This is a genomic window from Ruegeria sp. CI8 (genome assembly GCF_056536865.1).
Genome location: NZ_JBQFQL010000001.1, coordinates 1353499 through 1373059, shown reverse-complemented (window position 1 = coordinate 1373059; position 19561 = coordinate 1353499). Strand labels below are relative to the sequence as shown.

Below are 19561 nucleotides of genomic sequence, written 5' to 3'. Positions count from 1 at the left end.
TCCTTTTTCCAAGTGGTGACAAAAAGTGCGCCGAATCCGAGCAGGTGCCGAAAAATTAGGCGAGTTCGGAAAGCCCCTTTTTCAGCAGTTTCAGCGCATGATCCCGCGCCGCGCGTCGGACATTGGCGCGGCCCGCGGCGCCGAACTCGACGGTTTCGGTCAGGGTGGGGCGGCCTGTGAGGGCGAGGCCGAAACAGACCCGGCCCTCGGGCTTGAACTCGGACCCGCCAGGCCCCGCGATGCCGGTGATCGAGACCGCAAGCTGCGCCTGGGAATGCGCCAGCGCACCCTCGGCCATTTCGCGGGCGACCTCTTCAGAGACGGCCCCATGGGCCGCCAAGGTCTCGGCGCGCACGCCCAGCATGTCCTGCTTGGCGGCATTGGTATAGGTGACGAAGCCTCGGTCAACCACGGCCGAACTGCCGGGAATGTCGGTCAGCGCGGCAGCGACCATGCCGCCCGTGCAGCTTTCGGCGGTGGCGATCATGACGTTCAGCGCCTTGGCGCGGTCGAGCAGTTCGGCGACGGTCATAGGCCCAGTACTCCGTGTGTGATCCCGGCCAGGATCAAAACGCCCACGGCCGCGAACACGCCCGCGATCACGTCGTCCAGCATCACGCCCAAGGGGTCGCCGCGACGGTCGGCCCAGCCGACGGGGCCTGGCTTGCTGATGTCGAACAGGCGGAACAGCAAAAACGCGGCGATCCAGCCCGGCCACAGGGCGGTGACCGCGATGTCATGCGCCCAGGCCGGATAAGATACGGCCCAGATGGCGATGAATTGGCCCGCGACCTCGTCGATGACGATCTCCGAAGGGTCGTGATCGTCCTGCCCGGCGGTCATGACGCCCGTGGCCCAGGTGCCGGCCGCAAAAACGGCGACGGTTGCGACGGCCAGCAGCGGGAAGCCGCCCAGCAGATGCAGCGCCAAGGCCAAAGGCAGGGCGGCCAGCGAGCCCCAGGTGCCGGGGGCAGGTCGAAGATAACCGATCCCGCCGACGGTTCCGATCAGGCGCGCCAGGGTCATGGTTTCACCAGACAGGCGGTCGCGATCGCGGCGATGCCTTCCTTGCGGCCGGTAAAGCCCAGCCGCTCGGACGTGGTGGCCTTGATCGACACCCGGTCGGCCTCCAGCCCCATGAATTCGCTCATTTTCTGCCGCATCGCCAAAGCGTGCGGGCCGATCTTGGGGTATTCGCAGACCAGCGTGCAGTCGACGTTCGAGATGCGAAAGCCCATGCGCGCGGCCAGATCCACTGCGTGGCGCAGAAAAATCTCGCTGGCGGCGCCTTTCCATTGCGGGTCGGACGGGGGGAAGTGCTGGCCGATATCGCCCTGCGCCAGCGCGCCATAGATCGCGTCGGTGACGGCGTGCATGCCTACATCCGCGTCGGAATGGCCCTGCAGCCCCCGATCATGCGGGACCTCGACGCCGCACAGGATAACGTGATCGCCTGGCCCGAACCGGTGGACGTCATATCCGTTGCCCAGCCTTACATCCATGTCTGACCTCAATATCCTTTCGGCCCGGACAAAATCCTCGGGCCGTGTGATTTTCAGATTGTCCGCGTCGCCCAGCACGATGGCCACGTTGATCCCGGCGGCGCGGGCAACCTCGACATCATCGGCGGCCCCACCGGGATGCACCGCATGCGCGGCGACGATGGCGTCATAGCGGAACCCCTGCGGCGTCTGCGCGGCATACAGGCCCGCGCGATCTCGGGTGCCGGTAACTTGGTCGTCGGCCCCGGTCCACAGCGCATCGGTGACCGGCATCCCCGGCGCCGCAGCGGCGTGGGTGTCGAGGGCCGCCAGCACGTCACCAGTGACCCGCGCGCTGACACAGGGCCGGGCGACGTCATGGATCAGAACCTTGCTGACGCCGCGGTCGGCCAGCGCCTGCAACCCGTTGCGCACGGATTCGGCTCGGTCGGCGCCGCCGGGCGCAAGGATCAGGCCGCTGTCGGCGAATCCCGTCCAGGCCTCGGGGTCGTCGGGGGACAGGACCAGCACGACCAGCGGGACCTGCGCCTTGATCCGTTCGATCGTCCAGTCGGCCACACGCCGCCCGGCCAAGGGGCGCCACTGCTTGGGCTGGCCTCCTCCGGCGCGCAGGCCGCGCCCGGCGGCGACGATGATGGCGGCGGTTGTCATGTTTGAATTTCCGACCTTCGTTTGGCTTCCGTGTTTAGGCGGCGGTGAAAGCAGAGGCAATCACTCGCGGTAAGCTGATTAAAAAATAGGCATATGATGATTTTGCGGGCTTGTTGGTCGCGGATTTGTTGTTCATACGCCCCGTATTCGATATGAAAACCGCAATTGCTCAAGGATTAGGCACGTTGACGCTGCGCATAGCCGAGAAAACTTTGACCCCGCCGGTTCTGCTGGCGCCGATGGCCGGAATCACCGACCGGCCGTTTCGCGACCTCGTCATGCGGTTCGGCGCCGGGATGGTGGTCAGCGAGATGGTCGCCAGCCAAGAGATGGTGCAGGCCAAGCCCGGCGTGCGCGAACGGGCCGAGTTATCGGCGGATGTGGAAAACACCGCCGTACAGCTGGCCGGTCGCGACGCCTATTGGATGGCCGAGGCCGCGCGGCAGGTTGCCGACCGGGGCGCGCGGGTGATCGACATCAACATGGGCTGCCCGGCCAAGAAGGTGACGAACGGCTATTCCGGCTCGGCCCTGCTGAAGACGCCCGACCACGCCCTGACCCTGATCGATGCGGTCGTGGGCGCAGTGGACGTTCCGGTGACGCTCAAGACCCGGCTGGGGTGGGACGACACGCTGCTGAACGCGCCGGACGTGGCGCGGCGGGCGCAGGAGGCCGGCGTTCAGATGGTGACGATCCACGGGCGCACGCGCTGTCAGTTCTACAAGGGTGAGGCGGATTGGGCCGCGATCCGGGCGGTCAAAGAGGCCGTCAGCATTCCGGTCGTGGCCAATGGCGACATCACCAGCCCCGAGCGTGCGCAGACAGCGCTAGGGCAGTCGGGCGCGGATGGCGTCATGGTGGGCCGTGGCGCGCAGGGCAAACCTTGGCTGCTGGCGCAGATCGCGCACGCGCTGTGGGAAACGCCGGCGCCAGAGGTTCCCGAGGGCGACGATCTGGCCGATATGGTGCGGGCGCATTACGAGGCGATGCTGGGGTTCTACGGCGCCGACCTGGGGCTGCGTGTCGCGCGCAAGCATCTGGGCTGGTACATGGACGAGGCCAGAACGCCGGCGTCCCTGCGCCGCGCGGTCCTGACCTCACGCGATCCGGCCGAGGTTCTGCGGCTGATCGGCGACGCGTTGACGGAAAATGCCGAGGTGGCAGCATGATTTCGGATCAGGTCATCTGGGCTTCGCTGCCGGTTCCCGCCTTCATCATCGACCCCGAGGATCGCATCGCGGATGTCAATTCCTCGGGTGAGGGGTTCCTGAACGCTTCGCGCAAATCGGTGGTCGGGCATCCGGTCTGGGACCAGATCGCCGTGGACGCGCCGCTGGAAGAGGCGTTCACGCGCGCCCGCGCGCAGGGCACGCCGTTGTTCGTGAATGACGTGGATGTGGGTTCGGGCAATCGCGCGCCGCTGCAATGCGCGCTGCAGATCGCGCCTCTGCTGGGGCATCCGGGGTCGATGATCATGATCGTCTCGCCGCGCGAACTGGCCACCCGCATGACTCGCGGCAACACGGTCAAATCGGCGGCGCAGTCGGCGATCGGCATGGCCGAGATGCTGGCGCATGAAATCAAGAACCCGCTGGCCGGGATCACCGGTGCTGCACAGTTGTTGAGCATGAATATCGGCCCGCAAGATCTTGAGTTGACAGACCTTATCGTGGCCGAGAGTCGCCGGATCGTGAAGCTGCTTGAGCAGGTCGAGCAGTTCGGAAACCTCTCGCGGCCCGAGTTCAAGCCGGTCAACATCCACGATGTTCTGGACCGCGCGCGCCGCTCGGCGCTGCTGGGCTTTGGCGCGGACATGACTATCATCGAGGACTACGACCCGTCGCTGCCATTGGCCTATGGTGATCCGGATCAGCTGTTACAGGTGGTTCTGAACCTGCTCAAGAACGCGTCCGAGGCCGCCGGCCCCGAGGGCGGGACGATCCGCCTGCACACCTATTTCGAACATTCCTTCCGTCTGCGGCGCAGTGATGGCTCGGGTCACTCGTTGCCGTTGCAGATCGAGATCATCGACGATGGCCCGGGCCTGCCCGAGGACATCCGCGGCGATATTTTCGACCCGTTCGTTTCCGGCAAGGAAAACGGCACCGGCCTTGGCTTGGCACTGGTCAGCAAGATCGTATCCGACCACGACGGTTGGATCACGGCCGAGTCGGTGCCGGGGCGGACAGTCTTCCGGCTGTCACTGCGCCGCGCGCCGCGCGAGGCAGGGCAGGACAAAGAATAATCAAGGAGAACACCAGATGGATGGCACGGTACTGGTTGCAGATGATGACAGAACAATCCGGACGGTTCTGACCCAGGCCCTGACGCGGGCGGGCTGCAAGGTGCATGCGACCTCGTCCCTGACGACGCTGATGCGTTGGGTCGGCGAGGGCAAGGGCGACGTGGTGATCTCGGACGTGGTCATGCCCGATGGCAACGGGCTGGAAATGCTGCCCAAGATCGCACAGGACCGGCCGGGCCTGCCGGTGATCGTGATCTCGGCCCAGAACACGATCATGACGGCGATCCAGGCGGCCGAGGCGGATGCCTATGACTATCTGCCCAAACCGTTCGACCTGCCGGATCTGATGAAGCGCACCGCCCGGGCGTTGGACCGCAAGCAGCGGGTTCAGATCGAACCCGCGGACACATCCGAAGACCGCCCCGACGAGTTGCCATTGGTCGGTCGAACTCCGGTGATGCAAGCCCTGTACAGGTTGGTCGCCCGGGTCATGAACACCGATCTTTCGGTCATGATTTCCGGTGAAAGTGGCACGGGCAAGTCGTTGATTGCGAGGGCAATTCACGATTTCTCAGACCGGCGGACACTGCCTTTTGTGACTGCTACTGCAGCAGACCTGCGCGACCTGGAGGGTCCGGCCCGGGTCATGGCCCGGGTGCGCGGCGGTACCTTGCTGATCGACGAAATTGCAGACCTGGACGATGAAATCCAGGCCCGGATCGTGCGGATGATGGACACGCCCGGCGACCACGTTCCGCGCTTCATGGCGACCAGCCAGTCGGACCTGACCGAGGCGATGGAAAGCGGGCGGGTGCGGCAGGACCTTTATTACCGCCTCTGCGGTGCCACCATCCATGTGCCAGCCTTGCGCGAGCGGGTCGACGACATCCTGTTGCTGGCCGAGCATTTTCTGGCCCGCGAAGAACGCGAAAACGGCACAAAGCGGCGGTTGGGTCCTGACGCGATCGAACTTGTGCGCCGGTATTCCTGGCCCGGCAACGTGCGGCAACTGGAGAACGCTATCCGGCGGCTGAGCCTGACCAGCCGATCCGACGAAATCACCAAGTCCGAGGTCGAGGCCGTTTTGGGCAGTCAGCCCGAGGCCGAACCACTGCTGAGCGGGAGCGAACGAGAGAAGCTGTCGTCGTCGGTCGCGCGGCATCTGCGGCGCTACTTTGACCTTCATGGAAACATGCTGCCGCCACCGGGTCTGTACCAGCGTATTCTGCGCGAGGTCGAGGCTCCGCTGATCGAAATCGCGCTGGATGCGACCGGAGGAAATCAGGCAAAATGTGCCGATTTGCTGGGGATCAACCGGAATACGCTGCGCAAAAAAATCACTGATCTCGATATTCAGGTGACACGTCGGCGCAAACTGATGTAATCTCGCCACACAAACCGTGGCATCCGGGCACAGTCCCGGAAAAGACCACGACATATGGCGGTACGCCGCGAAAGCGGCACATCAGGATGAGGGCAGACGGTGGTATCCCGGGCACAGAAACGGCCGGTATTATCCCTGAATCGGTGGCGTAAGTCCCGGAAACTGCGCAATTTCGGCACCTTGGGGCTGGTTGTGCTGGGGCCGGTCCTGACCCTTGCGACCTACCTTGTAATCGGGCCGTTTGACCTGGGTGCGAATGCGCCCACGCTTCGGCTGATTCTGCTGGCAGACCTTGTTTACATTCTGGTCGTGGCGGCCCTGGTTCTGGGGCAGCTGGGCAATCTGGTTGCGGCGCGCCGGGCCAAATCGGCGGGCTCTCGCCTACACCTGAGGCTGATCGGGGCGTTCACGCTGTTGGCGCTGGTGCCCACGGTGACGGTTGCAATATTTGCCGGTCTGACCGTGAATATCGGGCTTGAGGGATGGTTCTCGGACCGGGTCAGGCAGGTGGTCGGATCTTCGCTGACGGCGGCCGAGGCATATGAACAAGAGCACGAACAGGGTCTGACGCAGGATGCCACGGTTCTTGCGCGGTTTCTGGACAATGCACGCAAGCTGGACTTCTACATCTCGGATGCCGAGCTGCGCGAGGTGCTGGCACAGGGGCAGGCACAGATTCAGCGTGGACTGCGCGAAGCCTACGTGATTGACGGCAGTGGCGAAATTCGGGCCCGCGGAGACAGGTCTTATCTGTTCAACTACGAACCGCCGACACCCGAGCAGTTGGAGCAGGCCCGAGAAGAGGGGCTGTTGATCATCGCGGACTGGCCAAACAACGAATTCCGGGCTCTGGTGCCGCTGCGCGCCTATCTGGACCGATACCTGTATGTCAGCCGCGCCGTAGATGGCCAGTTGTTGACCCTTTTGGATGACACCAAGGAAACCGCGCAGTTCTATCAACAGTTGGAAAACGAACGGGGCAGGGTGCTGTTCGAGTTCGGGCTGCTGTATCTGGGGTTCGCGGTAATCCTCATCTTGGCGGCCGTTTCGCTGGGCATGTGGTTCGCCGAGCGGCTCTCGCGCCCGGTTGGTCGTTTGACCACGGCCGCGCAGCGGGTCGGGGCCGGAGATCTGGACGTGCAGGTCATCGAGGAGGCCAGCGACGACGAAATCGCCATGCTGGGGCGGTATTTCAACCAGATGACCCGGCAATTGAAGGCGCAGCGGGGTACGCTGCTGGAAAACACCCGCCAGATCGAAAGCCGCCGCCGGCTGTTCGACTCGGTGCTCAGCTCGGTGACTTCGGGCGTGGTCGGGGTGGATCCGGATGGTCAGGTGACATTCGTCAACCGCTCGGCCGAGCGCTTGCTTGACTGGAAAGGCCATGAGCAACAACTGGCAATCGGCATCGCCGTGCCCGAGTTCCTGCCTTTGTTCGAAGCGCTGAAAGAAGGCAACCAGGAAGCAATTCAGGACGAAATCAAGGTCACCCGCAAGGGGCAACTGGAAAACCTGCTGGTCCGGATGGCGACCCGGCGCGGCGAGGACGGCAGGCTGGAAGGTTACGTGGTCGCCTTTGACGACGTGACCGATCTGGTCAGCGCCCAGCGTATGGCGGCCTGGGGGGACGTAGCACGCCGCATCGCGCATGAGATCAAGAACCCGCTGACCCCCATTCAGCTGAGCGCCGAACGCATCCGGCGGAAGTTTGCGCGGAAGCTGGATGAAGAGGACAGCGCCAGCCTGGAATCCATGACCGACGTAATCGTTCGCCAGACCAACGACCTGCGCCGGATCGTCGACGAGTTCTCGAAGTTCGCCCGCATGCCCGAGCCCGACCGGCACGAGGAAGACATCGCGGGCTTGGTGCGTGAGGCGGTTTTGCTGCAGCAGGCCGGTCAGCCAGACGTTCAGATCGATGCGGATATCCCGGACCAGCCAGTATTGGCTGATGTGGACGCGACGATGTTGAACCAGGCGCTCACGAATCTGATCAAGAACGCCGGCGAAGCGATCGAAACCCTGAAAAAGAAGGGTCCGCCCGACAACCTCAGCCCGCAGATCAAGGTGCGCCTGTCCACGGATGACGACGGAACACTGATCACCATCGCGGACAACGGCATCGGGCTGCCGGAAGACCGGGCGCGGCTGTTCGAGCCCTATGTGACGACGCGCGACGAAGGGACTGGCCTGGGCCTGCCCATCGTCAAGAAAATTATTGAAGAACACGGCGGTACGCTGACCCTTGAGGACGCGCCCGTGTTCGACGGACAGGACCATTTTGGCGCAATGGCCGTGATCCGGTTGCCGAAGGCCAATACGGCCCCGGTCGCAGCGCCGCAAAAGCAGGCAATTAAATCCAAGACACTGAAAGCAGGCCAAAGATGAGCGACATTCTGATCGTAGATGACGAGCGCGATATTCGCGAACTGGTGTCCGACATTCTGGAGGACGAAGGATATTCCACCCGGCTGGCCGGCAACTCGGACGAGTGCATGGCTGCGATCAACGCGGAACCACCCGGGCTGTTGATCCTGGACATCTGGCTCAAGGACAGCCGCATGGATGGGATCGACATTCTGAAGGCGGTCAAACGCGACAATCCGGATGTTCCGGTGGTGATCATATCGGGGCACGGAAATATCGAAATCGCCGTCGCTGCGATCAAGCAGGGGGCATATGATTTTATCGAAAAACCCTTCAACATCGATCAGTTGATGGTGGTGATCCGCCGCGCGATGGAAACGTCGCGCCTTCGTCGCGAGAATGCCTCGCTCAAGCGCAAGGAAGTCAGCAATTCCGATATGATCGGCAAGTCGGCTGCGTTCCGCGCGATGCTGAGCCAGTTGGACAAGGTGACCAAATCCAACGGTCGGGTCATGCTGCGCGGTCCCGCCGGATCGGGCAAGGAAATCGCCGCGCGCTACATTCATGCGCACTCGAACCGGGCGAACGCGCCCTTTGTTACGGTCAACTGCGCCGGCGTCGAACCCGAGCGCATGGAAGAAGTTCTGTTCGGCCGTGAATCCGCCGAACGCGGCGTTGAATCCGGTCTGCTCGAACAGGCCCATGGCGGTGTGGTCTATTTCGACGAGGTCGCCGACATGCCGTTGGGCACGCAGTCCAAGATCTTGCGCGTTCTCGTTGATCAGCAGTTTCAGCGGGTGGGTGGCTCGGACAACGTCCGTGTCGATCTGCGTGTGATCTCTTCCACCAACCGCGACCTTGAAACCGAGATTGCCGCGGACCGGTTCCGCGAAGAGCTGTATCACCGTCTCAACGTCGTCCCGATCGCGGTGCCGTCTTTGGAAGAACGGCGCGAAGATATTCCTGTCCTGGCCAAGCATTTCATCGAGATGTGCAACGAAACCCAGGGCCTCCCCGTGCGCGAGTTGTCGGAAGAGGCCGTCGCTCTGCTGCAGACCATGAGTTGGCCCGGCAACGTGCGCCAGTTGAAGAACCTGGTCGAGCGGGTCTTGATCCTTGGTGATGGCACCGGACCGATCGAAGCGCGGGAATTGCCGAATGAGGAGGAAAAGGCCGACGATTCCGGCCGGGTCGTGCTGTCGGGCGCTCTGGCAACGCTGCCACTGCGCGAGGCACGAGAGGCGTTCGAGCGTGAGTATCTGCTGACCCAGATCAATCGCTTTGGCGGCAATATCAGCCGCACGGCCAGTTTCGTTGGAATGGAACGCAGCGCCTTGCACCGCAAGCTGAAATCGCTGGGTGTGGTGACGTCGAACAAGTCGGGCGCGCGGGTGGCGCAACTGGACGAGCCTGAACCGGCGGAATAGGGGCCGGCCATACAGGCAGGACGACGGGAGGCGCCCGGCCATGACGCTATCGATGATCCAGCAGGGATTTCCCGCCTTTGGTCGTCGTCTCAAACGGCTTCGGCGGGCCACCGGGATGAAGCAGTCGGCGCTTGCACATGTGATGCGCGTCGATCAGGCCACGGTGTCGCGCTGGGAAAACGGGGTACAGACCCCAAGCCCTGAACAACAAGCTGCGGTTTTCTCGGCGCTTTCGGATCACCGCGCCGACGATGCAGCACTGAAGCGGCTTGTCGGCAGTTCGCAAGCCTGTCTGCATCTGGTGGACGAAGCGAGCCATGTTTGTCTGGCCTATTCACCCAGCCGCGCACGGGATTGGTCAACCAGCCAGCACTCGTTGTTGGGGGTGTCGCTGTGGCAGTTTGCGACCGACGAGATCCGCCAGGCCGAAATGGAGCTGACGGACGAGGGTTGGTGGGACCTGCAGGTGCCAAATCCCAAAGCATTCATTACTTCTCAGGCCGTGCACGACCAGATCACCATCAGCGCAGGCCAAATCGTATGGGAGCGGCTGTATCTGGCCGATGGAACTCCAGTGCGCCTTGTCAGCGGCACGCGCGTACGCGCCGCATAATATATGCGTTCACCTCGCCGGAGGCCGAGGGTAGAACGTGGGTGTGAATCAATCTTTTCGCATATTCCTGCAGGTGATCCTGTTATGGGTGGCCGGACTGGGCGCGGCCACGCAGTTCGCCAAGATCGCCGTTGCCTTCGACGCGGTCGGTGCATTGTACCCAGGCTATGGGGATTCGATCGGCTGGTTGTTGTCGATCATCAGTTTGATGGGCGCCGTGTTGGGGGCCATGTCAGGCGCCATTACCGCGCAGTTCGGACCGGTCCGCCTGCTGGTGTTCGGTTTGCTGCTGGGCGGCGTTGTATCGGTGTTCCAGTCCACCATGCCCGGTTTTCAAGTGATGCTGGCCAGCCGGATCATCGAGGGCGTTTCGCATCTGGCGATCGTGGTTGCCGCTCCAACGCTGATCGCACAGATCACACGCGGAGCCTCGCGCAATGCCGCCATGGTGTTGTGGAGTTCTTTCTTTGGAGTTGCCTTTGCGCTGAACGCTTGGTTCGGCCTTCCGTTGATCCAGCGTTTTGGATTGGCGGATTTTTTCATGGGCCACGGGTTCGTGATGGCGCTGATTGCAGGACTGGTCGCCCTGTTTCCGCCAAAGGTTCCGCCCATCGCGACGGAATGGAATGGGTGGGGGCTGGGATCCATCCTGCAGACGCATCTAGAAACCTATCGCTCGCCCCGCATGGCAGCACCGGCGATCGGATGGTTCTTTTACACTCTGACCTTCGTGTCGTTGCTGGCGATCCTGCCCGGCCGTATGCCCGAAGATCAGTCGGTTCTTGTAGCCAGTCTGATGCCGCTGGCAGGTATCGTGCTGTCGTGGATCGCGGTGCCCGTGCTTTTGACGTTCCTGACCGCGGTCACGGTTGTAAATCTTGGTTTTGCGGCCGGGATGGCTGCCCTTGCCCTGCTGTTTTTCGGAGCGCCTCTGCCCATTGTCGGCATTGCGCTGTTTGCGGTGTTGGGCCTGGTACAGGGCGGCAGTTTCGCGGCGGTTCCTCAACTGAATGGCTCGGCCCGGGATCAGGCGCTGAGCTATGGGGCGATGGCGCAGATGGGAAATGCGGGCAACCTGCTGGGCACACCTGTTCTGCTTGCAATCCTATGGCGTGCCGGAGAAGGCTCGATGTTCGTGGCCGTACTTGTATTCTATGCAGCCGCCATCGCAGCACATCTGTTCCTGTCACTCCGCCGGCGATCGTCGCCTGGCGATCTGGCCTGAGGTCAGCCGGTCAGCCCGGCAACCCCGGCGTGATGATCTGGAATGAGCCGTCGTCGAATTTGACGAAACAAGAGGCCGTGCCCAATGGCGGCAGGACGGTTGTTCGGGTCGGTGGAACGCCCGACTTGACCGACTGTTTGCAGGGCGGCAGGCTGATGGGGCGGTAGCCCTTCTTGGCCATGCACTGCGCCTCGACCGTGTTTCGCAGCCCCTGATTTACATCTACGGTGTAAACGCGGCCCGGCTCCCACCATCCTCCGGTGCGGTAGCATCGCCCGCGCCCGTCGCAATAGGTGCGGCCCGGCCAATAGGTGGGCGGGCTTTGGCGCACCTGGTTTGCAACCGGTGCATCCTTCAGCGCCTGCACTTGGCATTCGGTCGTTTCGGCCTGCATCCGCGAGACGCTTTCGCCTTCGCGATAATACATCGACAACGGCCCGCATCCGGCCAGCAGGGCAAGGGGAACAAGCAATCGAAGCACTGTTTTCATTCGCTTATCTTGCATCACACAGGCCGTCATGACAATTCGATTGACCGCTCTGTGGGCATCTGTCATTCAAAACGCTCAGGCAGAAAGGCCAAAGGCATGAAGGTCATCATTTGTGGCGCCGGCCAGGTGGGCTGGCAGATTGCTCGGCACCTTTCGGGCGAGTTGAATGACGTCACCGTTGTGGACAACAACCCTGACCTGGTACGCCGGGCGACCGAGACGCTGGACGTTCAGGGCATCGCCGGCTTTGCCAGCTATCCCGACGTGCTCGAGCGGGCCGGAGCCCGTGACGCCGACATGATCATCGCCGCGACCCATTCGGACGAGGTGAACATGGTCACCTGCCAGATGGCGCACTCGGTGTTCTCGATCCAGCGCAAGATCGCGCGGTTGCGGTCGAAATCCTACCTCGAAGCGATCCATCGCGACCTGTACCGCCGTGACCATCTTCCGATCGACGTGGTGATCAGCCCCGAACGTGAAGTGGCCGCCGCAGCCATGCGCCGCCTGTCGGCACCTGCGGCTTTTGACACGGAACTGTTCATGGATGGCAAGGCGCAGCTTCTGGGCATTCGGATCGCCGAGGATTGCCCGATCGTCAACACGCCTCTGCGCCAACTGACAGACCTGTTTTCAACGCTCAGCGCCATCGTGGTGGGTATTCGCCGCGACGGAACGCTGTTCGCGCCGGAATCCGAGGACCAATTGTTCGTCGGTGACGAATGCTATGTCTTTACCAGCGTCCAAGACGTTGACCGCACGATGGAGGTCTTTGGTAAATCACAGAAAAAGCAGGATCGCGTGGTCATCGTGGGTGGCGGGAACGTCGGCCTTGAAGTCGCCCGGACACTGGAAGAACGCGAGGGCCGCATCCGTGCAAAGGTTATCGAGCGTGACCGGCGCTGTGCGGAACTGGCCGCCGAGTCGCTGGAGCGTACGATCGTTCTGAACGGCGACGGTCTGGATTCAGCGCTGTTGAGCGAAGCGGGGATCGAGCGCGCGGACGCGATGCTGGCCGTCACCGATGACGACCGGACCAACATGCTGGCTGCGGTCCGGGCCAAGGCCGAAGGTTGCCCGCTGGCGATTGCGTTGATCAACGACCCCAGCATGGTGGCCCTGATGGGGCCGTTGGGGATTGACGCCTATATCAACCCGCGGGCCACGACCGTCAGTTCGATCCTGCGCCATATCCGGCATGGCCGGGTGCGACAGGTCTATTCGATCGGCGATGCCGAGGCCGAAGTAATCGAGGCCGAAGTGCTATCAACCTCGCCAATGGCCGGGCAGAAACTGCGCGACATCGACTTTCCCGAAGGCGTCCTGGTCGGCGCGGTGCGCAAGGGCGACGAGGTCCTGCGGCCCACTGGCAGTCTGCGGATTGACGAAAAGGACGTGGTTGCGATCTTCGCAATGGCCAATGATGTACCCGAGGTCGAACGCCTGATGCAGGTTTCGATCGACTTTTTCTGATGGCTGTCGCCCGCGCACCCAAAATCAGCGTTATTCGGCGGCTGCCGCTGTTTCTGTTGATCACGGCGGTTGTGTCCCTGGCCATGTGGATCCCGGCAATCTACGCCCTTGCCTTGGATGACCACCCCACGTCGCGGTCGTTCTTTTATTCGGGTTTGGTTGGGCTGTTCCTGGTCACGATCGTTGGCCTGGCGACGGCCAGCAGGCAACCGCGGCGCGGGACCTTGGGACAGTTGGCTGTCCTGCTGGGCTCGCTGACGGTATTGCCGCTGTTTCTGGCCGTTCCGGTCCATGACGCGTTGGGGAACACGACCTTTCTGAACGCCTATTTTGACATGGTCAGCGCCATCACCACCACCGGAGCGGACCTGTTTCCTGACCCCGAGCGCCTGTCGGCGCCGGTTCACCTGTGGCGGGCGCTCGTCGGCTGGATGGGTGGGCTGCTGATGTGGATCTCGGCAGCTGCGATCCTGGCGCCACTGTCGTTGGGTGGGTTCGAGATTACCGCGCGCGGGCAGCCGGGCCGCCCGGTTTCGGGCGTAGCCCAGAGCGAAAAGGTCGACCCGCGGGGGCGACTGCTCCGTGTGACGGCGACACTGACGCCGGTTTATGCCAGCCTCACAGCGGTAATCTGGGTCTTGCTGTTGATCGCCGGAGAAAAGGGCCTGACGGCCATCTGCCACGCAATGTCGGTGATGGCCACGTCCGGCATATCGCCAGTGGGCGGGTTGGAAGGGTCCACCGCCGGGATCACCGGCGAGGCCATCCTGTTTCTGTTCCTGTTCTTTGCCTTGTCCCGCCTGACCTTCTCAAAGGACACCGCAACAACCGGCTATTCCCGACTGGACCACGATCCGGAATTCCGGATCGGCCTGATGATCGTCGTTGGCGTGGCGGCATTGTTGGTCTTCCGGGTGCTGGCCGGGGTTGCCGAGATCGGCGGGCAGGTGACGGGCCTGCAAACGCTGAACGTCATCTGGGGCATGTTGTTCACGGTGATGTCGTTCCTGACGACGGCCGGGTTCGAAAGCGCTTATTGGAACGACGCGCAACAGTTGTCCGGTCTGGGAACACCGGGGCTAGTGTTGATGGGGCTTGCGCTTATCGGGGGCGGGGTCGCCACCACCGCCGGCGGGGTCAAGCTGTTGCGGGTCTATGCCTTGTACCTGAATGGCGCGCGTGAACTGGACAGGCTGATCCACCCGTCATCGGTCAGCGGGGCGGGCGGTGGCAACCGCCGCATCCAAAGCCAGGGCGCGTTCATCGCGTGGGTCTTTCTGATGATGTTCGCGCTGACGCTCGCGTTGCTTGATGTCGTTCTGGCCGCCGAGGGGGTTGGGTTTGAACGCGCCATGGTGCTGAGCGTCGCGGTGCTGAGCACGACCGGTCCGTTGATCGAACTGGCCACCGATCTGCCGATCCGTTTGATCGATTTGTCGGCCGGAGCCAAGCTGACCATGTGCGCCGGGATGGTGATCGGCCGGCTGGAGACTCTGGCGATCATCGCGTTGATCACTCCGGCCCTGTGGCGGGATTGAACCGCCAATTCGGGCCTTCACGTTACTGCCTGATTTTTCATCTGGAATATCTCTGCGCGTCACTCCATACTCGCGCGGAGGGAGCGCGTTGGTCCGCAGCGCGTAAGCAAGAACAACGGCGAGATAACAAAATATGGCTTCGGACAGACAGAATCTTCAGGATGCCTTCCTGAACAATGTACGGAAAGCAAAGGTTCCCGTTACAATTTTCCTGATCAACGGCGTGAAATTGCAGGGTGTCATCACCTGGTTCGACAATTTCTGCGTATTGTTGCGCCGCGACGGACAGTCGCAGCTTGTCTACAAGCACGCGATCTCGACCATCATGCCGTCGCAGCCGATCAACCTGTATGAGGGCGAAGACGCCTCTTGATGGAACATGACCGGAGGCGCACCCGGGCCTGGGTGCTGCATCCCGATATCAAGTCAGATGACCAGCGCCGCGACCCTGTTCCGGCGCTGGAAGAGGCGGTGGCTCTGGCTGCCGCCTTGCCCGAGCTGGATGTGATCGGGTCCGAGATCGTGCGCCTGCCGCGGGCGCAGCCCGGCCTGCTGTTCGGCAGCGGCAAGATCGAGGAACTGGGCGCGCGTTTTGCTGAAAACGAGATCGAGCTGGTTCTGATCGACGGGCCGGTCACCCCGGTTCAGCAGCGCAACCTGGAGAAGGCGTGGAAGGTCAAGATCCTCGACCGGACGGGGCTGATTCTGGAAATCTTCTCGGACCGCGCCCGCACGCGCGAGGGTGTGCTGCAGGTCGAGATGGCCGCACTCAGCTATCAGCGTACGCGCCTGGTGCGGGCCTGGACCCACCTGGAACGTCAGCGCGGTGGGCTGGGCTTCGTCGGCGGACCGGGGGAAACCCAGATCGAGGCCGACCGGCGTGCGATCGACGATCAACTGGTGCGCTTGCGCCGCCAGTTGCAGAAAGTCGTGAAAACCCGAAGCCTGCACCGCGCCGCGCGGGCCAAGGTGCCCTATCCGATCGTGGCGCTGGTGGGCTATACCAATGCGGGCAAGTCCACGCTGTTCAATCGCCTGACCGGGGCCGAAGTCATGGCCAAGGATATGCTGTTTGCCACGCTGGACCCGACCATGCGCCGGATCGAACTGCCCGACGGACCAGAGGTGATCCTTTCCGACACGGTGGGTTTCATCTCTAACCTGCCGACAGAACTGGTCGCGGCCTTCCGCGCCACGCTCGAAGAGGTTCTGGCTGCCGACCTGATCGTGCATGTGCGCGACATCAGCCATGCCGAGACCGAAGATCAGGCCGAGGATGTGCGTACGATCATGGCCTCGCTGGGTGTGGACGATACCCGCCCTCAGCTTGAAGTCTGGAACAAAATTGATCTGCTGTCCGACGAAGACCGGCAGGCCGTGCAGGCCCGGGCCGAGCGCGATCCGGCGGTGTTCCCGATCTCGGCCGTGACCAGCGAGGGCATCGATCCGCTGCTGTCCGAGATCGCCACGATCCTGCAGGGCGTGCGCCGGGAAGAGGTTCTGAGACTGGGCTTTGCAGACGGCAACAAACGCGCCTGGCTCTTCCGGCAGGACGTGGTGCGCGGCGAAAAACAGACCGAGGACGGGTTCGAAATCACCGTTCTGTGGACCGACAAGCAGGCCAATCAGTTCGCGGGCCTCTGACGATCAGGCCCCGTCGATCTGGCGCTGATGGTCGTCGGCATCGAACCAGCCCAACGACGACTGGATTTTGTACTCTGAATCCAGCTCCCATTCCTCCCAGCCGCGCGTGATCACTGCATTGCCGGTCCGGGCATGGTGCCCTTCAAGGGTCCAGACGAAGATGGCATGGGGACCGGCCCATCGCAGCATGTCGCAGCGCACTTCAAGATCGGGAAAGTCGGTATGAAACTCGCGGGCCATTTCCGCGATGGCCGTCCGCCCGACGATGGGGTCACCGCGATTGATGGTGATCTGCCCATCTGACGTAAAGAACTGGGCCACGGCATCGGCGTCACCCGAGCTCCAGGCGATGGCATAGTCGCGGGCTAGATTGTTCAGGGTGTCGCGCAAACTGGCCATGATTTTCCCCCTCGCGCTGCGGTCCGGGCGCTCCGGAATGGTAGGCCAAGCCACGGGGCCACGTCCACGGGGCGACAAAAAAGGGGCGGGGGTCCGCCGAAACCCCGCCTATTGCGGCATCAGACGGGTGGTCCCGACGGCGGCGGCGCGGGCCAGATCCAGATCCAGCGACATCGGGATGTATTCACCCCGGCGCCACAGCTGCGCCTGATCGTCATAGTAGCGCGACAGGAAGTGGCCCGATTGCCCGGTGGCCGTGATGAAGACCGAGCTGTCGGGGTCGGCAAAGTCATAGACCCCGCGATAGCCCGCGCCGTGCACGTTTTGGAACGGGTCCGGTCCTTCGCCCGAGGTGCGTCCGCGCAGCAGGGTGTTGTCGCCGCCGCTGGTCGATTGGCGGATATTGACGAAATAGCGCAGCACCGGAACCTCGCCCAGCACCGGGTGGTCATGGGTGGCCTGGTGGGCATCGCCCCAGCGCAGGGATTCCAGTTGGCTGCCATAACGCTCGGAAATCCAGACCAATGCATCGTCCAAGGCCAGCCGGGCCATGTCGGTGCAGGTTTCCACCGGTGCGCTCTGCCGGACGTCGCACCAGGCCGAGGCTCCGTCGATGTCGCGGAAGACGCGTTCGATGAACAGGGGCTCGACATGTTTGAATTCCTTGGCCAAAGGCCCGAGGTCATCGGCGATCAGGCGTTTTTGGAGCGCGCGGACCCAGGCCGCATAGATCAGCGGCTCGGGCAGGTGCTCGTTCATCTCGCCGTTCCATTCGGCCAGCAGGGTCAAGGCGATCTGGCGCTGGCGTTCGGGGGTGCCTTCGGGCGCGGCCTCGCCAGTGAACCACAGGTCGGCACCAATCAACGGCAGTAGCGACCGCGCGGTGAAGCTGACCGTGTCCAGCTGCGCCTCGATGAAGCTGTCGCGGGTGTGCACCTCGCGCGATTGCATCAGGAATTCCCAGCGGTGGACGCGCTGCGTATCGCCCCATTCAAAGGTCACATGCAGGGGGAAGGGCCGGTCGATGATCTTGTTGTTGGTGTTGCCCAGTACGCCGCCGACCGGAGCCACGAATTCGGGGTTGTCGGAATAGGGCAAACGCCCCTGCCAGCGGTTTGCCGCGATCCAGCCCGGCGTCGGGATGCGGCCGCGGCTTTGGTTGTTGAGATCGCGGCTGGGCATTGCGCCGATGAGTTTCATGCCTACGGTTGTCTTGTCGACCACGGACAGGTTCTGCGACGGTGCGATGAACCGCTCGGCAGCTTCGATCGCTTCACGTACGGTATCCGCGTTCATCAGCGCCATCGACGCGCTGATCGAAGTGTCGCGCGGGCTGAGCGCCGTCCAGGACAGCGAGGCGACATGCCCCGGCGGTGTGATGGTTTCCAGGTTGTAATGGGTGCCGGGCAGGACGGGGCCGTTCTCGGTCCAGCGCAGGGTCAGGGTGATCGGGGGGGCGTCCTTGATCTCGATGATTGAAGGGCGCGACTTGAAGGGTTTGAAGCCGTCGGGCGTCAGGTATTCCTCGGGGTTGTCGGGGTTGACCTTCTCGATATGCACGTCCTGATCGTCCAGATAGGAAGAGGTCAGGCCCCATCCCAGCCGGTCGCTGCGGCCGGACATAACCGCCGGAATGCCGGGGATGGTGGCGCCGATCACGCCGCCCTTGGCCAGTTCAAGACGCGCCAGATACCAGATCCCCGGCGCAGTCAGGCCCAGATGCGGATCGTTGGCCAACAGGGTTCCACCGGTGGCCGAACGCGAAGGAGCCGCAGACCATGCATTCGAGGCACCCGCCAACCCGCGCTGCGGGACCGGGTTCAGCCATGCCGCCGCGGGTTCAGAACTGGCGGCATAGCGGGGCAGGTCGGGAAACAACGCCGCATATTCGGGCAGCGCTGCAATGCCCGCACCAGGCACGTCGGGCAGAATATCTGACAGCCGCTGCGGATCGTTCAGCATCAACGAGGTGCGCGCCCGCAGCACTTCGTCCTGCAAGTGCCCGGACAGCTGAACCGCCATCAGCTTGATCATGGCTATGCTGTCACCCGGTTGCCAAGGAGCAACCGGTGCGTTGAACAAGAACATTTCGGGCGCGCCGCGGCCCAAGGCGTTTTCGTTGATTTCGTCCAGCCGTGCATTGACACCCGCGGCATAGGCGCGAAGAGCGGCCTTGGTGTAATCGTCCTGAACCTCGAAGGACTGATGCGCCAGCCCGTATAGATCCAGCCGACGCATGAGCTTGTCGATATGCACGGTTCGCTGGCCAAAAACCTCGGACAGGCGCCCCTGCACGGTCCGGCGCATGACTGTCATCTGCCACAACCGGTCCTGGGCATGCGCATAGCCCAGACCGAAGAACACGTCGGGGTCGGTCCGCCCCAGGATGTGAGGCACGTTGGCGGTGTCGCGCACGATCTCGACCGGGGCATTCAGGCCTTTGACCTGCAGCGTTTGATCGTAGTCAGGCAGCGACTGGCTGGCCAGGAAATACACCAGACCGATCGCCGCGAGGGTCAGCAGGACCAGACCCGAGGCGATACGCATCAACCAGCGAAAGACGACACCCATCAGCAGCGCACCATTTGAATTTGCAGATCAGG

Annotated in this window: 17 protein-coding genes; 11 read left to right on the top strand and 6 right to left on the bottom strand. The window is 63.0% G+C overall.

The features are described from left to right. Positions 1-55: 55 nt before the first annotated feature. Genes ACR0DA_RS06715 through ACR0DA_RS06705 form a run of 3 tightly spaced genes read right to left on the bottom strand, consistent with a single transcriptional unit; the run spans position 56 to position 2153 of the window. Complete coding sequence (locus ACR0DA_RS06715) at positions 56-532, bottom strand: CinA family protein (RefSeq protein ID WP_480753369.1); 477 nt, start codon at positions 530-532, stop codon at positions 56-58. Further along, entirely contained in the window at positions 529-1026 is a 498-nt protein-coding gene (locus ACR0DA_RS06710) for a phosphatidylglycerophosphatase A family protein (protein ID WP_480753368.1), read from the bottom strand. Before ACR0DA_RS06710 ends, ACR0DA_RS06715 begins: the two co-directional genes overlap by 4 nt. After that, positions 1023-2153 carry a bifunctional 2-C-methyl-D-erythritol 4-phosphate cytidylyltransferase/2-C-methyl-D-erythritol 2,4-cyclodiphosphate synthase gene (locus ACR0DA_RS06705; protein WP_480753366.1) on the bottom strand — a complete coding sequence of 377 codons (1131 nt, stop codon included), beginning with the start codon at positions 2151-2153 and terminating at the stop codon, positions 1023-1025. Before ACR0DA_RS06705 ends, ACR0DA_RS06710 begins: the two co-directional genes overlap by 4 nt. Before the next feature lie 152 nt (positions 2154-2305). Between ACR0DA_RS06705 and dusB the strand changes: the two genes are divergently transcribed. The 7 genes from dusB to ACR0DA_RS06670 all read left to right on the top strand — a co-directional run bounded on the left by dusB (position 2306) and on the right by ACR0DA_RS06670 (position 11414). Continuing rightward, complete coding sequence (dusB, locus tag ACR0DA_RS06700; protein ID WP_480753365.1) at positions 2306-3322, top strand: tRNA dihydrouridine synthase DusB; 1017 nt, start codon at positions 2306-2308, stop codon at positions 3320-3322. Continuing rightward, positions 3319-4398, top strand: coding sequence for a two-component system sensor histidine kinase NtrB (locus ACR0DA_RS06695; RefSeq protein WP_170359005.1), 1080 nt, complete (start codon positions 3319-3321; stop codon positions 4396-4398). The genes dusB and ACR0DA_RS06695 overlap by 4 nt, the downstream gene beginning before the upstream one ends. 16 nt (positions 4399-4414) lie before the next feature. Further along, positions 4415-5782, top strand: a complete 1368-nt coding sequence (locus ACR0DA_RS06690; protein ID WP_170338872.1) for a response regulator — start codon at positions 4415-4417, stop codon at positions 5780-5782. Positions 5783-5881: 99 nt separating this feature from the next. Next, entirely contained in the window at positions 5882-8170 is a 2289-nt protein-coding gene (locus ACR0DA_RS06685; protein ID WP_170439050.1) for a sensor histidine kinase NtrY-like, read from the top strand. Beyond that, on the top strand, positions 8167-9576 hold the full coding sequence (ntrX, locus tag ACR0DA_RS06680) for a nitrogen assimilation response regulator NtrX (RefSeq protein WP_170338876.1): 1410 nt from the start codon (positions 8167-8169) through the stop codon (positions 9574-9576). The genes ACR0DA_RS06685 and ntrX overlap by 4 nt, the downstream gene beginning before the upstream one ends. Before the next feature lie 40 nt (positions 9577-9616). Then, entirely contained in the window at positions 9617-10189 is a 573-nt protein-coding gene (locus ACR0DA_RS06675) for a helix-turn-helix domain-containing protein (protein WP_480633157.1), read from the top strand. A gap of 43 nt (positions 10190-10232) precedes the next feature. After that, on the top strand, positions 10233-11414 hold the full coding sequence (locus ACR0DA_RS06670) for an MFS transporter (protein WP_480753363.1): 1182 nt from the start codon (positions 10233-10235) through the stop codon (positions 11412-11414). 10 nt (positions 11415-11424) lie between these two features. Here the strand turns inward: ACR0DA_RS06670 and ACR0DA_RS06665 are convergent, their stop codons facing one another. Next, the gene (locus ACR0DA_RS06665; RefSeq protein ID WP_093962235.1) at positions 11425-11904 is read right to left on the bottom strand and encodes a hypothetical protein; all 480 of its coding nucleotides are present in this window, start codon (positions 11902-11904) and stop codon (positions 11425-11427) included. A gap of 96 nt (positions 11905-12000) precedes the next feature. On the opposite strand from ACR0DA_RS06665, the gene trkA reads away from it, so the two are divergent. The 4 genes from trkA (at position 12001) to hflX (ending at position 16559) form a co-directional block, all read left to right on the top strand. Continuing rightward, the gene (gene trkA, locus ACR0DA_RS06660) at positions 12001-13377 is read left to right on the top strand and encodes a Trk system potassium transporter TrkA (protein ID WP_093962234.1); all 1377 of its coding nucleotides are present in this window, start codon (positions 12001-12003) and stop codon (positions 13375-13377) included. Beyond that, entirely contained in the window at positions 13377-14915 is a 1539-nt protein-coding gene (locus ACR0DA_RS06655) for a TrkH family potassium uptake protein (protein ID WP_170359012.1), read from the top strand. The genes trkA and ACR0DA_RS06655 overlap by 1 nt, the downstream gene beginning before the upstream one ends. 133 nt (positions 14916-15048) lie before the next feature. Next, positions 15049-15288 carry an RNA chaperone Hfq gene (gene hfq / locus ACR0DA_RS06650; RefSeq protein ID WP_005982826.1) on the top strand — a complete coding sequence of 80 codons (240 nt, stop codon included), beginning with the start codon at positions 15049-15051 and terminating at the stop codon, positions 15286-15288. Continuing rightward, on the top strand, positions 15288-16559 hold the full coding sequence (gene hflX / locus ACR0DA_RS06645) for a GTPase HflX (RefSeq protein WP_480753362.1): 1272 nt from the start codon (positions 15288-15290) through the stop codon (positions 16557-16559). Before hfq ends, hflX begins: the two co-directional genes overlap by 1 nt. Before the next feature lie 3 nt (positions 16560-16562). Here the strand turns inward: hflX and ACR0DA_RS06640 are convergent, their stop codons facing one another. Both ACR0DA_RS06640 and ACR0DA_RS06635 read right to left on the bottom strand, forming a co-directional pair. Beyond that, positions 16563-16958 (bottom strand): SgcJ/EcaC family oxidoreductase, encoded by a 396-nt coding sequence (locus ACR0DA_RS06640; RefSeq protein ID WP_480753361.1) that lies wholly within the window; start codon positions 16956-16958, stop codon positions 16563-16565. Positions 16959-17066: 108 nt separating this feature from the next. Beyond that, entirely contained in the window at positions 17067-19529 is a 2463-nt protein-coding gene (locus ACR0DA_RS06635) for a penicillin acylase family protein (RefSeq protein WP_480753360.1), read from the bottom strand. Positions 19530-19561: the final 32 nt, after the last annotated feature.

Coding starts and splice junctions, on each gene's coding strand:
- trkA (WP_093962234.1), top strand. CDS start 12,001: ATGAAGGTCATCATTTGTGGCGCCGGCCAGGTGGGCTGGCAGATTGCT.
- dusB (WP_480753365.1), top strand. CDS start 2,306: ATGAAAACCGCAATTGCTCAAGGATTAGGCACGTTGACGCTGCGCATA.
- ACR0DA_RS06705 (WP_480753366.1), bottom strand. CDS start 2,153: ATGACAACCGCCGCCATCATCGTCGCCGCCGGGCGCGGCCTGCGCGCC.
- ACR0DA_RS06695 (WP_170359005.1), top strand. CDS start 3,319: ATGATTTCGGATCAGGTCATCTGGGCTTCGCTGCCGGTTCCCGCCTTC.
- ACR0DA_RS06640 (WP_480753361.1), bottom strand. CDS start 16,958: ATGGCCAGTTTGCGCGACACCCTGAACAATCTAGCCCGCGACTATGCC.
- ACR0DA_RS06665 (WP_093962235.1), bottom strand. CDS start 11,904: ATGAAAACAGTGCTTCGATTGCTTGTTCCCCTTGCCCTGCTGGCCGGA.
- ACR0DA_RS06655 (WP_170359012.1), top strand. CDS start 13,377: ATGGCTGTCGCCCGCGCACCCAAAATCAGCGTTATTCGGCGGCTGCCG.
- ACR0DA_RS06710 (WP_480753368.1), bottom strand. CDS start 1,026: ATGACCCTGGCGCGCCTGATCGGAACCGTCGGCGGGATCGGTTATCTT.
- hfq (WP_005982826.1), top strand. CDS start 15,049: ATGGCTTCGGACAGACAGAATCTTCAGGATGCCTTCCTGAACAATGTA.
- ACR0DA_RS06635 (WP_480753360.1), bottom strand. CDS start 19,529: ATGGGTGTCGTCTTTCGCTGGTTGATGCGTATCGCCTCGGGTCTGGTC.
- ACR0DA_RS06715 (WP_480753369.1), bottom strand. CDS start 532: ATGACCGTCGCCGAACTGCTCGACCGCGCCAAGGCGCTGAACGTCATG.
- ACR0DA_RS06690 (WP_170338872.1), top strand. CDS start 4,415: ATGGATGGCACGGTACTGGTTGCAGATGATGACAGAACAATCCGGACG.
- ACR0DA_RS06675 (WP_480633157.1), top strand. CDS start 9,617: ATGACGCTATCGATGATCCAGCAGGGATTTCCCGCCTTTGGTCGTCGT.
- ntrX (WP_170338876.1), top strand. CDS start 8,167: ATGAGCGACATTCTGATCGTAGATGACGAGCGCGATATTCGCGAACTG.
- hflX (WP_480753362.1), top strand. CDS start 15,288: ATGGAACATGACCGGAGGCGCACCCGGGCCTGGGTGCTGCATCCCGAT.